This window comes from Hymenobacter negativus (assembly GCF_017571495.1).
Classification (GTDB): Bacteria; Bacteroidota; Bacteroidia; order Cytophagales; family Hymenobacteraceae; genus Hymenobacter; species Hymenobacter negativus.
Window position 1 is genome coordinate 263,468 of the sequence record NZ_JAGETZ010000009.1, and the last position, 14,242, is coordinate 277,709.

13 protein-coding genes are annotated in these 14,242 nt (G+C 58.1%); 11 read left to right on the forward strand and 2 right to left on the reverse strand.

What is annotated here, in order from left to right; genetic code table 11:
* Window positions 1–100: 100 nt before the first annotated feature.
* The 11 genes from alaS (at window position 101) to J4E00_RS19040 (ending at window position 12,424) form a co-directional block, all read left to right on the forward strand.
* Window positions 101–2,800, forward strand: a complete 2,700-nt coding sequence (gene alaS / locus J4E00_RS18990; protein WP_208176838.1) for an alanine--tRNA ligase — start codon at window positions 101–103, stop codon at window positions 2,798–2,800.
* A gap of 7 nt (window positions 2,801–2,807) precedes the next feature.
* Window positions 2,808–3,434 carry a toxin-antitoxin system YwqK family antitoxin gene (locus tag J4E00_RS18995; protein ID WP_208176839.1) on the forward strand — a complete coding sequence of 209 codons (627 nt, stop codon included), beginning with the start codon at window positions 2,808–2,810 and terminating at the stop codon, window positions 3,432–3,434.
* 85 nt (window positions 3,435–3,519) lie between these two features.
* Window positions 3,520–4,266 carry an energy transducer TonB gene (locus J4E00_RS19000; protein WP_208176840.1) on the forward strand — a complete coding sequence of 249 codons (747 nt, stop codon included), beginning with the start codon at window positions 3,520–3,522 and terminating at the stop codon, window positions 4,264–4,266.
* Window positions 4,267–4,315: 49 nt separating this feature from the next.
* Window positions 4,316–4,552 (forward strand): energy transducer TonB, encoded by a 237-nt coding sequence (locus tag J4E00_RS30305; RefSeq protein WP_208176841.1) that lies wholly within the window; start codon window positions 4,316–4,318, stop codon window positions 4,550–4,552.
* A gap of 271 nt (window positions 4,553–4,823) precedes the next feature.
* A complete protein-coding gene (locus tag J4E00_RS19010) occupies window positions 4,824–5,537 on the forward strand; it encodes an energy transducer TonB (protein WP_208176842.1) in 714 nt (237 codons plus the stop codon).
* A 51-nt stretch (window positions 5,538–5,588) separates the two neighbouring features.
* Complete coding sequence (locus J4E00_RS19015; RefSeq protein ID WP_208176843.1) at window positions 5,589–6,422, forward strand: energy transducer TonB; 834 nt, start codon at window positions 5,589–5,591, stop codon at window positions 6,420–6,422.
* 279 nt (window positions 6,423–6,701) lie between these two features.
* A complete protein-coding gene (locus tag J4E00_RS19020; protein ID WP_208176844.1) occupies window positions 6,702–7,628 on the forward strand; it encodes an SPFH domain-containing protein in 927 nt (308 codons plus the stop codon).
* 78 nt (window positions 7,629–7,706) lie between these two features.
* Complete coding sequence (locus J4E00_RS19025; protein ID WP_208176845.1) at window positions 7,707–8,546, forward strand: hypothetical protein; 840 nt, start codon at window positions 7,707–7,709, stop codon at window positions 8,544–8,546.
* A gap of 126 nt (window positions 8,547–8,672) precedes the next feature.
* Window positions 8,673–9,542 (forward strand): TonB family protein, encoded by an 870-nt coding sequence (locus J4E00_RS19030; RefSeq protein ID WP_208176846.1) that lies wholly within the window; start codon window positions 8,673–8,675, stop codon window positions 9,540–9,542.
* Window positions 9,543–9,627: 85 nt separating this feature from the next.
* On the forward strand, window positions 9,628–11,082 hold the full coding sequence (gatB, locus tag J4E00_RS19035; protein WP_208176847.1) for an Asp-tRNA(Asn)/Glu-tRNA(Gln) amidotransferase subunit GatB: 1,455 nt from the start codon (window positions 9,628–9,630) through the stop codon (window positions 11,080–11,082).
* A 220-nt stretch (window positions 11,083–11,302) separates the two neighbouring features.
* A complete protein-coding gene (locus tag J4E00_RS19040; protein WP_208176848.1) occupies window positions 11,303–12,424 on the forward strand; it encodes a TlpA disulfide reductase family protein in 1,122 nt (373 codons plus the stop codon).
* Window positions 12,425–12,542: 118 nt separating this feature from the next.
* Here J4E00_RS19040 and J4E00_RS19045 read toward each other — a convergent pair whose 3' ends face one another.
* Window positions 12,543–13,319, reverse strand: coding sequence for a hypothetical protein (locus J4E00_RS19045; protein WP_208176849.1), 777 nt, complete (start codon window positions 13,317–13,319; stop codon window positions 12,543–12,545).
* Between the two features lie 56 nt (window positions 13,320–13,375).
* Complete coding sequence (locus J4E00_RS19050) at window positions 13,376–13,891, reverse strand: acyl-CoA thioesterase (protein WP_208176850.1); 516 nt, start codon at window positions 13,889–13,891, stop codon at window positions 13,376–13,378.
* Between the last annotated feature and the right edge of the window lie 351 nt (window positions 13,892–14,242).

The window sequence follows — 14,242 nt, forward strand, 5'->3', positions numbered from 1 at the left end:
GACAACCGGGGCAGGAGGGCCCGTTGTTACCTTTGCGGCACTGAGCCCGTGGCAAAACCGATTTCTTGCCGGATTTGGACCAGCTTTCCCTTGCATTCCCATGTCACTCCCCACCGCTTCCGCTGTTCGCCAGCAGTTTCTTGATTTCTTCGCCAGCAAAGGCCACCACATCGTGCCCTCGGCCCCGATTGTGGTGAAGGACGACCCCACGCTGCTGTTTATCAACAGCGGCATGGCCCCGTTCAAAGACTATTTCCTGGGCAATAAGCCTGCGCCCTACAAGCGCATCGCCGATACCCAGAAGTGCCTGCGTGTGAGCGGCAAGCACAACGACCTGGAAGAAGTAGGCTACGACACCTACCACCACACCATGTTCGAGATGCTCGGCAACTGGTCGTTTGGCGACTACTTCAAGAAGGACGCCATTGCCTGGGCCTGGGAGCTGTTGACCGACGTGTTCAAGCTGGAAAAAGACCGGCTCTACGTCACTTATTTCGAGGGCGACGAGAAGGATGGCACCGCCGCCGACACCGAAACCCAGGACCTGTGGCGCCAATACACCACCGACGACCGCATTCTGCCCGGCAACAAGAAGGATAACTTCTGGGAGATGGGCGATACCGGCCCCTGCGGGCCCTGCACCGAAATCCACATCGACCTGCGCTCCGAGGAGGAGCGCGCCGCCAAGCCCGGCCGCGAGCTGGTGAACGCCGACCACCCGCAGGTGGTGGAAATCTGGAACAACGTGTTCATGGAGTTCCAGCGCCTGGCCGACAAGTCCCTCATCAAGCTGCCTGAGCAGAGCGTGGACACCGGCATGGGCTTCGAGCGCCTGATGATGGCCGTGTCGGGCGTGAAGTCGAACTACGACACCGATGTGTTTCAGCCCCTCATCCAGTTCATTGCCAAGGAAGTGGGCTTGGAATACCACGGCACCGCGCCCGCCACGGTGAACGACCAGCCGGCCACCGAAAACGAGAAAACGGACATCGCCATCCGGGTCATTGCCGACCACATCCGCACCATCGCCTTCACCATTGCCGACGGCCAGCTGCCCAGCAACGTGAAGGCCGGCTACGTCATCCGCCGCATTCTGCGCCGGGCCGTACGCTACGCGTTTTCGAGCCTGAACCAGAAGCAGCCCTTCCTTTATAAGCTGGTGCCCGTGCTGGCCGACCAGATGGCTGGCATCTTCCCCGAGCTGAAAGCCCAAACGGCTTTCGTGCAGCGCGTGGTAGAAGAGGAGGAAATTTCCTTCCTGAAAACGCTGGAAACTGGTCTAAATATCCTTGACTCGTGGATAGCGACAGCTTCGGGCGAGCGGGCTGTGCTTGACGGTGAAAAGGTGTTTATTCTAAGCGACCGATACGGTTTTCCGAAAGACCTGACGCAGCTGATTATGCGAGAGAATGCGGACCGCGCCCAACTTACTGAGAAGTGGGAGGATGAATTCAACTTCTGGCTGAAGAAGCAGAAAGATGGGTCGCGCGGCGATGCCGAAACCGAGAAAAGCGACTGGGTGACGGTGACCGAGACAGATGCCCCGAACGTATTTGTGGGCTACGACCAGGACGAGGCCACGGCCCGTCTGCTGCGCTACCGTAAAGTCGACAAAAAGGGCAAAACTGAGTACCAGTTGGTGTTCGACCAAACCCCGTTCTACGCCGAAAGCGGCGGCCAGATTGGCGACACCGGCTACCTGGAATCGCCGCTAAGCAAGGTGCGTGTGATTGACACGAAGAAGGAAAACGACCTCATCATCCACACCACCCTAGATTTGCCCCAAGACTTGGAAGCCGAGTTCCTGGCCCGGCCCGATGTTGCCCGCCGCGGCCTCATCAAGAACAACCACACGGCCACGCACTTGCTGCAAGCCGCGCTACGCCAGGTGCTGGGCGGCCACGTGCAGCAAAAAGGCTCGCTGGTAAATGAGAAGGTATTGCGCTTCGATTTTTCGCACTTCACCAAGGTGACCGATGAGCAACTGCGCGAAATCGAAACCATCGTGAACGAGCGCATCCGCCAGCAAATCCCGCTCGACGAGCGCCGCAACGTGCCCATTGCCGAGGCCAAAAACCTGGGCGCAATGGCCCTGTTCGGCGAGAAATACGGCGACTTCGTGCGCGTCATCACCTTCGATAAGGACTACTCGGTGGAGCTATGCGGTGGCCTGCACGTCGCCAACACCGGCAGCATCGGCTACTTCAAAATCACGACTGAGAGTGCCGTGGGAGCTGGCGTGCGCCGCATCGAAGCCGTAACGGCCGGCGCCGCCGAAGCTTACGTTGACCAGCAGCTCGACTTGCTGGCTCAGGTGCGCGAAACCCTCGGCAACCCGCAACACCTCCTCATTGTGCTCGAAAAGCAAGGTGATGAAATGGCCAGCCTGCGCAAGCAGTTGGACCAGCTCACGCAGCAGCAGCTGGCCGCTCAGCGCCGGTCGCTGCTCACCCAAATTAAGCAACTGCCCAACGGCCTGCATTTCCTGGCCGCCGCCGTGCACGCTGGTTCCGCCGATTCGCTGAAAACGCTGGCTTTTGAAGTGCGGCAGGCCGCGCCCGCGCCGCTGGTGCTGGTGCTGGGTGCCCAGGTTGATGGCAAGCCCCAGCTGGCCGTCATTTTGGACGATGAAACTGCCAAAGCCGGCAAGCTCAACGCCACCACGCTGGTACGCGAGCTGGCCAAGGAAATTCAGGGCGGCGGCGGTGGGCAGCCGTTCTTCGCTACGGCCGGGGGCAAGAACGTGGACGGACTCAAAGCGGCCATTGCCAAGGCGGAGAGCCTGATAAAACCGGAGTAGATTGCGGATGACGAAGACCTGCCTACTGCTCATAATTGGCCTGCTTGCTGTGTTGTGGCCGGAATATGCAGCGGGGCAGGTTCTTCCTGTCAATCCAGCGTTGGAAATCGGCGGGATGCTGCCTTTCCTGCTGAAGAAAGAACCGGCCGAGAGTGCACCTCATAAGCTGGTGTTTTACCTGAATGAAGGAGGTACGCCTGTCGCTGAGGGCCAAGCGTTTCGGCGCGTCGAGGTTTCGTATCGGGATAGTGTAGTTGGCGTTGTGCGGCTGTACTATCCTTCTGGCAAGCTTTACAAGTCCACTCCTTACGCCAACCTGGCCAATGAAATTAAGCATGGAGTGGAAACCATGTGGAGCGAAAAAGGGCAATTGATGGCGCGTACCGAGTTTTTTGCCAATCTGGCTGTTGCTATTACGTCGTACTACCCCAATGGGAAGGTACAAAGCCATGTGCAGAAACTGCCGGACGGTCTGAAAACTGAGTTTTTCGATAGCCTGGGCCGGCGGGGGCATTACGAGCTGCCGTCGCAACAAGCTTGGCTACCTGGGCAAAGCGACAGGCAAGTGCCGCAATGGGTAGGCGAGGAGGACGAACCTGTTCGGCGAAAAGAAAAGCAGAAAAATAAATTGTGATAAACACAAGAAGACCGTGCTGCAGGCAACGGTTGCCGAAGTGGAGTAATTGCTTTGAAAAACAGTGCGACTAAGGTTGTAAAACATGCTGGCTTGGCTAAAGAATCTGCGGAAAATGCCGTTGGCGCAACCGGATGAATCAGCCAGTCCGGCATTGTTCACCAGCTGCTTTCTTGCCCTAGATGGTACGGTGCTGCCCACCGCTGAAGGAGCGTTGCACCGCCGGGAAACGGAGGAACTGGGCAGCATCACCGAGACTCGCCTTTTCCGCCTGGGACACGAACGGCTGGCGCAGCGCACCCGCAAAGGGCTAGATGCCGCTGGTCAGCCGTTCGAAAGTCGGGAAACGTTTCTACCCTGGGGCCAACCCAAAGTACGGGTGACGACCTCCGTAGTAAACGGAGTGCGGTGCGTAGACTATCAAACCTTTTTCGACAACGGCGAGCTAAAAATGCACAAGCGCCGGGAGGGTAACCTGCTCACCGAGCGGTTCGTGTCCGTGCCAAATCCCAACTATTCCTACAAGGAGGAAATGCCGCAGTACGAAGGCGGAGCCAATCAGTCAATTGTGGCGGCCATCCAGCAGAGTACGAAATACCCGCCCATGTCCCTCCGCAACCAGGAGTCAGGCCGGGTATATGTCAGCTTTGAAGTGCGGCACGACGGACTGGTCGATGCTATTTGCGTGGTAAAAGGAGTGACTCCCGCTTTGGATGCAGCGGCACTTGAAGCGGTAAGAAGCGTCAGCCTGAAGCGCTGGCGGCCTGGCTTTCAGGACCGCCGGGCGGTGAAGGTGGTATTGACGGTGCCCATTACATTTTCTATCCGCTAGCGCTCAGCTGCGGGCCGCATTGCGTCGTGAAGCATTCGCACGCACTCCAATGCTGGCGCGCAAGGACCATTACGCCGGCCGAGGCATCGTAAGGTTTAATGTAAGCACCCAAGGGGAAGTAACTGATATCCGGCTCGTTCAGGGCCTATGCTCGCTGGCCGATGAGGCCGTGAGGGACTCAGCACGACGGCTGAAACGCTTCAAGCCCGGCATGCAGGCTGGTAATTCGGTGGGAGTCGCCTTCAGGTTGCCCGTCAGCTTTGTCACTCAAAAATTGGCTATATAATCGGCTATTGAAGCTGTTTGGTCGGTCAGTGCTGGTAGCCAGCACGATGGCGAGACTTTCCTCGCCTCGCAATATCGAATAATTTGTTTAAACGGCGCGGAGCAGGAGACAGCAGGATGCGTCTCGTCAGCGTGCTCACCACCTTTCTGAACAATTCCATTATAGCTCGTTTCCCTTTGCTATTAGCCCCTCTTTTTTCTCTTTAATGAAATCAATTTTACCAACTACCGTTTCACTAACTATCGTTGCGGGTTTACTAAGCACGCTGCCCTTGGCAGCACAATCCCAAAAAACAGCCTCCCCAATCGACACCGTCTACTACAATGCCGCCGCCGAGCGCTTGCCCTCGCGGGTGGGCGCCGCACGCGGCATCGTGACCGAGCCCACGGCAACAGGTATGGTGCAGCATATTTATAACACCACAGGGCATCAGTTGGAGCAAATTCCATACAGCGATAAGGAGGGCAAAGTGCGCGAAGGCGTCGCCCTGAGCTGGTACCCTTCGGGCCAGCTACGGGGCAGCCGCATGTACCGGGAGGGCCAGCTCGAAGGCCAAATGCAGGCCTACTACCCCAATGGTACGCTACGGCAGCTGGATACTTTCGAAAAAGGCGACAGCAAAAGCCGTCTCTGCTACGATGCCAATGGCAAGGCGATGAAATGCCCGACACAGCTCGACGCCTCGCGGGTGTATGCCCGCTACCGCCGCGGCACCCTGCTGCTGGAAGAAGAAGTGCGCCACGCCGTACGCCGCCTACCGCTGCCCGCCGGCAGCAAGGGTGAGCGGGTGATAGTGGCTTGTATGGTGGGCGTGGATGGGCAAATTCACCAAACCCACATTTACAAAAGCGTGGGGGGAGAATATGACCTCGAAGCCCTGCGGGTGGTGAGCACCCTGCGCGATAACTGGACGCCGGAGCTAGAAGGGCCTGAGCCGGTAGAATCCTACTATATGGTGAACGTCGATTTCCCGCCCCTACACTAATTCAAGATTTCAGTAGTACTGGTTGGTGTACCCTTTCCGTTTTTGCGTGCAATGATTCGATTCACTACCACTGCCAAAGTCGGGTTGCTGGTCGGCGTGCCGGGAGCTACGCTGGCCCTTGCGGGGCCAGCGCGGGCGCAGGAACAAGCCGCACAACCCGCTCGGCCAGTGAAGATTGAATACTTCGACGAAACCCGGTTCAGGCTGCCGTCTGAAGCTGGGGCCGACTACCGCACCGAAACCGCGTTCCGTGACAGCGTAAGCGGCATGATTCGCGAGTACTACCTGCCTTCGGGCAAGCTGAAGGACTACACGCCCTACGCCAACCTGCGTCGCAAACAACGCCACGGCACCAGCAGCCAGTACTACGAAAGCGGCCAGCTGCGCGAACAAGTGACCTACCAGGCTGGCAAGATGGTGGGCGACCTCGTGACCTATTACCCTGACGGGAACTTGAAGCGGCGCGACCACCACACGCCCGGCCAGCCCACCACCGGCGAGTGCTTCGGGGCCGATGGCAAGCCGCGTCCGTACTTCAACTATCATAAAATGCCGGTGTATACCGAAGGCGACGGCGACCAGGCTGCTGTGGTAAATGCCGTGATGCGCAACACGCAGTACCCGAGGGAAGCCCTGCGCCAGCGGGTATACGGCATCGTCAAAATCCTGTTTGTGGTGGATAAGCACGGGCTGGTGCAGCACATTCGGCCCGACGAAAAAACCAACATGGAGCTGGTGCCCGAAAACCTGGTGGGCACCTACCGCCTCTTGCAGGAAGCCGCCATGGAGGCCGTACGCAAGCTTAAGCCTTTTCAGCCCGGCCAGCAAGACGGCGAGCCGGTGCCCGTGAGCTACTCCGTGCCCGTCACGTTTCGCATCAGGTAGCCAAGGTTTGTGCATCAAAGCCAGGTCCTTATTTCCGCCGGCATTTGTCGTTGGAAATAAGGACCTGGCTTTGATGCGGGCCACTGATTTCTCTCTGCGCGCATGACGGGAAACTCCATATGCTGGTTCGATGCGCAAACCCGACAAGTCAGTACCCGGTAGTAGTAATCCTGATATTTGGACTACTATTGCAGCCGTGTTGCTTCACCGCATGCGGCCAGCCAGTTTTTGAAGCGAAACCGTCTACTGTGTATTGTCCAGCTTATTCCCCTTTCTTCCATGTCCAACTTTGCGCTTATTCTGCTGGCCCTCATCGGTATCACGCTGTTTCTGAGCTACGTTATCGTGCCGCAGGGTACGGTGGCGGTCATCACCATTTTTGGAAAATACCGGCGCATCATGCTGCCGGGGCTGAACTTCAAGCTGCCATTTATTGAGACGGTGTACAAGCGGATTTCCATCCAGAACCGCTCACTGGAGCTTAATTTTCAGGCTATCACAGTCGACCAGGCCAATGTCAACTTTAAGGCTATGCTGGTATATGCGGCCTTCGATCAGAGCGAGGAAGCCATCAAGAACGTGGCCTTCAAGTTCGTTGATGAGATGAGTTTGATGCAGGCGCTGGTACGGACCGTGGAAGGCAGCATCCGGGCATTTGTAGCTACGCAGCGGCAGGCCGCCGTGCTGAGCTTGCGGGGCGAAATTGTGCTGCACGTGAAAGACCAGCTCGATGCCACGCTCGAAAGCTGGGGCTACCACCTCATCGATTTGCAGCTGAACGACATTGCCTTCGACGAGGAAATCATGCGCTCGATGGCCAAAGTGGTAGCTTCCAATAACCTGAAAGCCGCCGCCGAAAATGAGGGTCAGGCCCTGCTCATCACCAAAACCAAAGCCGCCGAAGCCGAAGGCAACGCCATCAAAATCGCGGCCGAAGCAGAGAAAATTGCCGCCCAGCTGCGCGGGCAGGGCGTGGCCCTGTTCCGCGAGGAAGTGACCAAGGGCTTGGCCCACGCTGTGGAGGAAGTCACCAAAAGCAACCTCGACCCCTCGCTGGTTTACTTCTCGATGTGGACCGAAGCCATCAAGCACTTTGCCGAGCAAGGCAAAGGCAACGTCATCTTCCTCGACGGCTCGAACGAAGGCATGAGCAAAAACCTGGAGCAGATGATGGCCATGCAGCAGCTGCAGCGCCCGGTGAAATAAGCACAGCACTTGCTCCGTCTGCCAGCTTCTGCGTGCTCTTTCCTGTCTGTTCTTTCTACTACTGACTCCCTCACCTTCATGTCGTTTTCCTACCCGTCAGGCCTTGCCCTGGCTGCGTGCCTTGCAGGCATTTCGGTTGGCGCATCGGCCCAAACAGTTCCTGTAGCTGCTCCTCGTCGGGTTACCATTTACCTGAACGCGGCCGGGCAACAGCTGGCCACGCCCGATGGGGCCGACCACCGGGCCGATATCACCATGCGGGACAGCGTGAGTGGCATCATGCGCGAGTATTTCCCCTCGGGTAAGCTCTGGCGGGTGATTCCCTTTGCCCATGTGCAGCTGGGTATTCGCCACGGTGTGGTGATGAGCTATGATGAAACGGGCAAGCTGCGCAAGCGAGAAGATTTTTTGGCTGGCCGTCGGCAGGGCGAGGTGCAGCTTTTTGACGCCAGTGGTACGCTGACCCGGCAGATGACTTATGACCAAGGCAAACGGGTGGCCCAACAATGCTTTGCCCCAACCGGCCAAGCCAAAGCATGCCAGGAAGAAAAGCTGCCGCCGGTATACCCAGGAGGAAAAGCTGGGCTCGTCAAGGCGCTCGAAGCGGCTGTTGTGCTGCCTACCGAAGAGATAGCCAAGCAAGGTTCGGGAATAGTACTTGTTTCACTTGTGGTGGATGCCCAGGCCAATATTATTGGCGCAAAAGTGGTGAACGCGCCCACCGCCAATATGGGGCAGGCGGTGGTAGCTGCCGCAAAGCAAATACTGCCATTTCAGGCTCCTGGTATGGTCAACCAAGAACCTGTGTCGGTACTGTATACCCTGTCAGTCAAGGTCGGCCGTCCAGCCAATGGATGGAACCTGTCGAACGCTTACACCGAAGTCACCCCTAAGGTCACCTATCTGGACGCCGAGTAGGGCCCAATAGTCGTAGTGTTGCGACTATTTCGACCAGACCCAACGATTGAGTTCGTTATGCGTAATTTAGATAATAGAAAGCACGGAGCAGTTCCGGCGTTTGCTTTCTAATAGTCTGCCTTTCAGGTGAAAACACAGCTACTATATCTGGGGTTTTTGTTGGTGGCGCCGCTGGCCGGCCGTGCCCAGACACACCGTGCGGCCACGCCGGAGTCCATTGTCAGCTACTTTACCCGGGATTATCAAACCAGCACCGCCGCTGATTCGACGGCCATGTGTTCTGAGACTACGTTTCGCGACAGCCTCGGCGGCATCACCCGGGTCTACTATCCATCAGGCCACCTCAGGCAGTACATCCCGTACGCTAACGTGTACCGGGGCATTCGCTACGGCTGCCTCACCACTTGGTACGAGGACGGCCAGCTATGCACCAAGGAAGACTACGTGCGCGGCGTGCGCCACGGCGACTTGCTGACCTACTACCCCGATGGCACCCTGAAGCGCCGTGAACACTACGAAAACGGCCGTTGCGGCGTAGGCAACTGCTACGATGCCAACGGCAACCCGGTGCCCTATTTCACCTACGAGCAACTGCCCCTGTATCCCGGCGGCGATGTGCAGTTGGTAAAGGAGCTGAGCCGGGCCGTGCGCCTCAATTCGCAGGAAACAGATGCCATGCGTCGCGAAAGCCGCCGCATGCTGAACATGGCCCGCTACGGCTCGCAGCGCCAGGTAGATGTAGAGCTGGCCGTGGCCCCCGATGGCCGCGTCACCAATGCCCGGGTGGTAAATTCCACGGCTGGCTTCCTCAATAATGCCGCGCTGCGGGCCGTGACCAAGCTCAAGCGGCAGTTCATTCCTGGCCGCCGCGACGGGCAGGTGCAGATGAGCTACCTCACCGTGCCGCTGTACTACACCTTGGAATACAGCCAGCCGTATAACAACAGCAGCTATAACGGTGGCTACAGCAGGGGCTACCGACCATCGCTCCGCTAGTTGCGCGGCTTAAAAAGCATCCTAGCCCGCTGCTGGTTACCTTTAAGGCCGAAATAGCCCGTAGTACCCCGCTTTAATAGTGAAGATGGACGAAGCCACCCTTGCCAAATACCAGCCCGTAATCGGCCTGGAAGTACACGCTCAGCTGCTCACGCACAGCAAAATGTACTCATCCGATGAAAACGAGTACGGCGTTGCCCCCAATACCAACCTGTCGGTAATCACCCTCGGCCACCCCGGCACTTTGCCCAAGGTAAACGGCACGGCCGTGGAGTTTGCCATGAAAATGGGCCTGGCCACTAACTGCCAGATTCGACGCGACAACCTGTTTGCCCGCAAAAATTACTTTTACCCCGACCTGCCCAAGGGTTACCAGATTACCCAGGACAAAACCCCGATTTGCTACGATGGCCACCTTGAGGTGCGCGTAGGCGAAGAGGTGAAGCGCATCGGCATCACCCGCATCCACATGGAAGAGGACGCAGGCAAATCGATGCACCTGGTCGGTGAAACCGAAACCCTCGTGGACCTGAACCGCGCCGGTGTCCCGCTGATTGAGATTGTATCGGAGCCCGATATCCGGACCGGCGACGAGGCCTACGCCTACCTTACCGAAATCAAGAAGCTGGTGGAGTACCTCGGCATCTGCGACGGCAATATGGAGGAAGGCTCGCTGCGCTGCGACGCCAACATTTCGGTGATGTTGAAAGGTGCCAAGCAGTTCGGCATGAAGGTGGAAGTGAAAAACATGAACTCCTTCCGCAACGTGCAGCGCGCCATTGCCTACGAAATCGAGCGGCAGATTACCATTCTCGAAGCCGGTGGCGAAGTGGACAGCGAAACCCGCGGCTTCGACGCCGCTAGCGGCACCACCAACGGCCAGCGCAGCAAGGAAACCCTCAACGACTACCGCTACTTCCCCGAGCCGGACCTGCCGCCCTTGGTGATTTCCGACGAGTGGCTGCACCGCGTGGCCGCCGAGCTGCCGGCGCTGCCGCAGCAGCTCTACGCCCGCTTCACCGGCGAGCTAGGCCTGAGCGACTACGACGCCTCCGTGCTGATTGACCAGAAGGAGGTCGCCCTGTTCTTTGATGAGTTGGCCCGCCTGTCGCCTAACGCCAAAGCCGCCGCCAACTGGGTGATGGGGCCCGTGAAGTCCTACCTCAACGAGCGCGCGCTCACCATGCAGGACTTTCCGCTCGACGCTGCCCAATTGGCCGGCGTCATCGAGCTGATTGATGCAGGCAAGCTGAACTATTCGGTGGCCAGCAAGCAACTGTTTCCGTATTTGCTCGACCATCCGACGGCGAATGCAACCGGCGCTGCCGAAAGCCTGGGCCTGCTCACGCAAGCCGACAATGGCGAGTTGGCCACGCTGGTACAGCAGGTGATGGATGCCAACCCCGCGAAAGTAGCCGAGTACCGCGCCGGCAAAAAGTCGCTCACGGGCATGTTCATGGGTGAGCTCATGAAGCTGACCGGCGGCAAAGCCGACCCCAAGCTGGCCAACCAGCTGCTGCGCGCCGCGCTGGAAGGCTAGTTGAACGACGGCTAATGCTGAATAGAGCGTCAGGCGGAGCAAAGTCGAAGCATCTACTGCATAACTAATCTATCTTGATTGGTTTACCACTAAGGGGCAGAGATGCTTTGACTTTGCTCCGCCTCACGTTCGGGTTTAACCCCACTGTTTCGTGCTTGCGGAACAATAACTTTTCTGCCTTGCGTTGGCTATTTTTACGCATAAGCTTATGCCTCATCCTATGATAAAATCTGTTTTCCTGGCGGCCACCGTTTTGGGCCTGACCAACGCCTGTCAGAATGCCGTAGCTGCGGACGGCTACGAGGTATCGGGCCAGCTCAAAAACGCGCCGGCAGGCACCGTGCTGCATCTTTCGGAGCTGAATTCCAATCAGTTTGTGGAGAAAGCCCAGGTGAAAACCGATGCTTCCGGCAACTTCACGCTGAAAGGCGCGGCCCTCACGCCGGGTATTTTCCAGTTGAAAGTAGACGAGGCCAACCAGGTGCTGCTGCTGCTCGACAATAAAACTCGCGTACAAATCAACGGCGATGCCAAAAGCCTTCCCGCCACTTACAGCGTGAAAGGCAGCAAGGATACGGAGATGCTGCGTCAGCTCACCAAGGTGATGGAGGGCAGCAAAACCCAGCTCGAAAGCCTCGGACAGCGATACAACGCCGCCGGTCAAGCGGGTAAGTCCGACGAGATGAAGACCATCGAGAAGGAGTATTTTGCCATCCAGAAGGGCAACACCACCAAGGTGAAAACCCTCATTCGGCAGAATGCCACGGCCGTAGCCAGCGGTTTTGCCGTGGGCGCATTTATCAACCCCGAAGAAGAGTTTGCCTTTGCCGATTCGGTGGCCGCCATTCAGCGCAAAGCCAACCCGGGTTCGCCCTTCACCAAGGAACTGACAGCTCGTCTGGAGCCCATGCGTGCCACGGCTCCCGGCACCCAGGCCCCCGAGATTAACCTGCCCACCCCCGATGGAAAAACGCTGGCCCTGAGCAGCCTGCGTGGTAAGTATGTGCTGATTGACTTCTGGGCCAGCTGGTGCGGTCCCTGCCGCCAGGAAAACCCCAATGTGGTGAAGGCATACAACCAGTTCAAGGACAAAGGCAAGGGCTTCACCATCTACTCCGTGTCGCTGGACCAGGACAAGGGGAAATGGGAAAAAGCTATTGCTGCCGACGGCCTTACCTGGCATCACGTGTCGGACCTGGCCGGCTGGAACAGCGTAGCCGGTGCCGCCTACGGCGTGAAAGCCATCCCGCAATCCTTCCTGCTCGACCCCCAGGGCAAGATTATCGCCAAGAACCTGCGCGGCGAAGCTCTGGCCGCCAAGTTGGCCGAAGTACTCAAATAATGGTTAACGGTTAGTTATTAATGATTAACCATAAGTCTATGAACAAAAAAGCCCGGCTCATTTCCGGGCTTTTTTAGTGCAACAAAGCGGCTATTAATTAATCGTTAGTCACTAACTTCTAGCCAAGGAACATGCGCTGCAAGCCGGGCCAGAGGCGCTTTTTCAAGCTTACGTCGTACTCTACCAGGTCCACGGTGGCAGAAGCCAGGTAGGAAAAGCCCAGGGTGGGGAACTGCACGGGCTCATAAATCTGGGTGTTGCGAATGGTGGCGTCGAGCAAGTTTTTGCCGAATGCGATGATGTGCGTGGCGGCTAGCTGGCGGCGCAGGTTGACCAGCGCGACAGGCAGCTCAGATTCCACGTTTACCAGCACCACATCGGCCATTACGTAGCCCAGGGCTTGCAGCATCTTGTTGAGAAATACGTTACGGTGCATTTTCTGAAACTGGTCCGGTGGTAGCCGGAACAGCAGCACAATGCCCTGCGCATTGTCGCCCATGGTCGAAAACGGCGTGAGCATCACGGGCGGAACGTTGCCCGGATTGGCCATGGCGGGCGCCGGCGGACCAACCGGCGCAACAGGGGCCGCCGCACCCGCCAGGCGGTCGGTGAGCTTAGCCTGCGTAGCCGTGGGAATGGATTTGGGGAGACCAGAGCGGATTGGTGCATCATCCGGCCGTGCCAGACGGTCGGCGAGGCTGTCGGGCTTCGTGGTGTTTTGTGGTGGGGGGCTGGCCGTAGCAGCAGTGACTGGAAATGCCTGGGGTGCTCCGATGGCAGCTCCTGCATCGCCGGCTGCTGCTGGCTGATTCGTTGAGACTGAGGGTTCGGTGGGTACGTAAAGGGTAACGTCGGTGTAGAAATTTTGCAGGAAGGCGAGCTTTTCGGCGGACATGATGGGTGGGATTTAGCCGGTAAAAACACTAAAATAAGCGACAAGCCATACCGCTGCTATAGGGCAAACAGGGCTTTAAGCTCTTGGGCTTCGGCGGGCTGCATGCGGCCGGCGAGCACCAGCCGGAGCTGGCGGCGGCGCAGAGCGCCTTCGTAGAGACTGATTTCTTCTTCGGTGTGGGGCACTGCCTCGGGCACATCGATGGGCCGGCCGGACTGGTCCACGGCCACGAAAGTGAAGAAGGCTTCGTTGGTTTTGAGCTTGGTGCCGCTGGGGATGTCCTCGGCCCATACATCGATGTGCACTTCCATGCTGGAGCTGAAGGCCCGCGTCACCTGGGCTTGCAGTGTCACCACGTTACCCAGCCGAATGCTGTCGCGAAACGACACGTTATCGACTGATGCTGTAACCACAATGCGGTTGGAGTGCTTCTGCGCAGAGATGGCGGCGGCAATGTCCATCAGGTGCATCATGCGGCCACCCATCAGGTTGTTCAGGGTGTTGGTGTCATTGGGCAGCACCAGCTCGGTCATGATGACGAAGGAGTCGGCGACAGGTTTTTGCTTGCGCATGAGAAGAGGTTGCTGGTTGTGTCTTCGGATTTGAAAGCGAGGGGCTCGAGGAACGAAAACCTCAGCAGTCCGAAGTCTGATTTGGAACAAAGGTACGCCACCTGTGCGGGCCCTGAGCCAAGAAAAAGCCCCATCCGGTATCGGATGGGGCTTTGGGGAGCTACTGCCTTTGGTGGATTTACTCGACGGTTAGCTTGGCGGTGAAGGCCTGGGCGTCGAGCTGGATGCGGACCAGGTAGAGGCCGGCGGGCAGGGGGCGGGCGGCGTCCAGGGACAGGGCGATGGCCTGGGGGCCGGCCGGGTAGGTTTTGGCCGGCAGGGCCAGCACGGTCCGGCCCAGCGCGTCGCAGA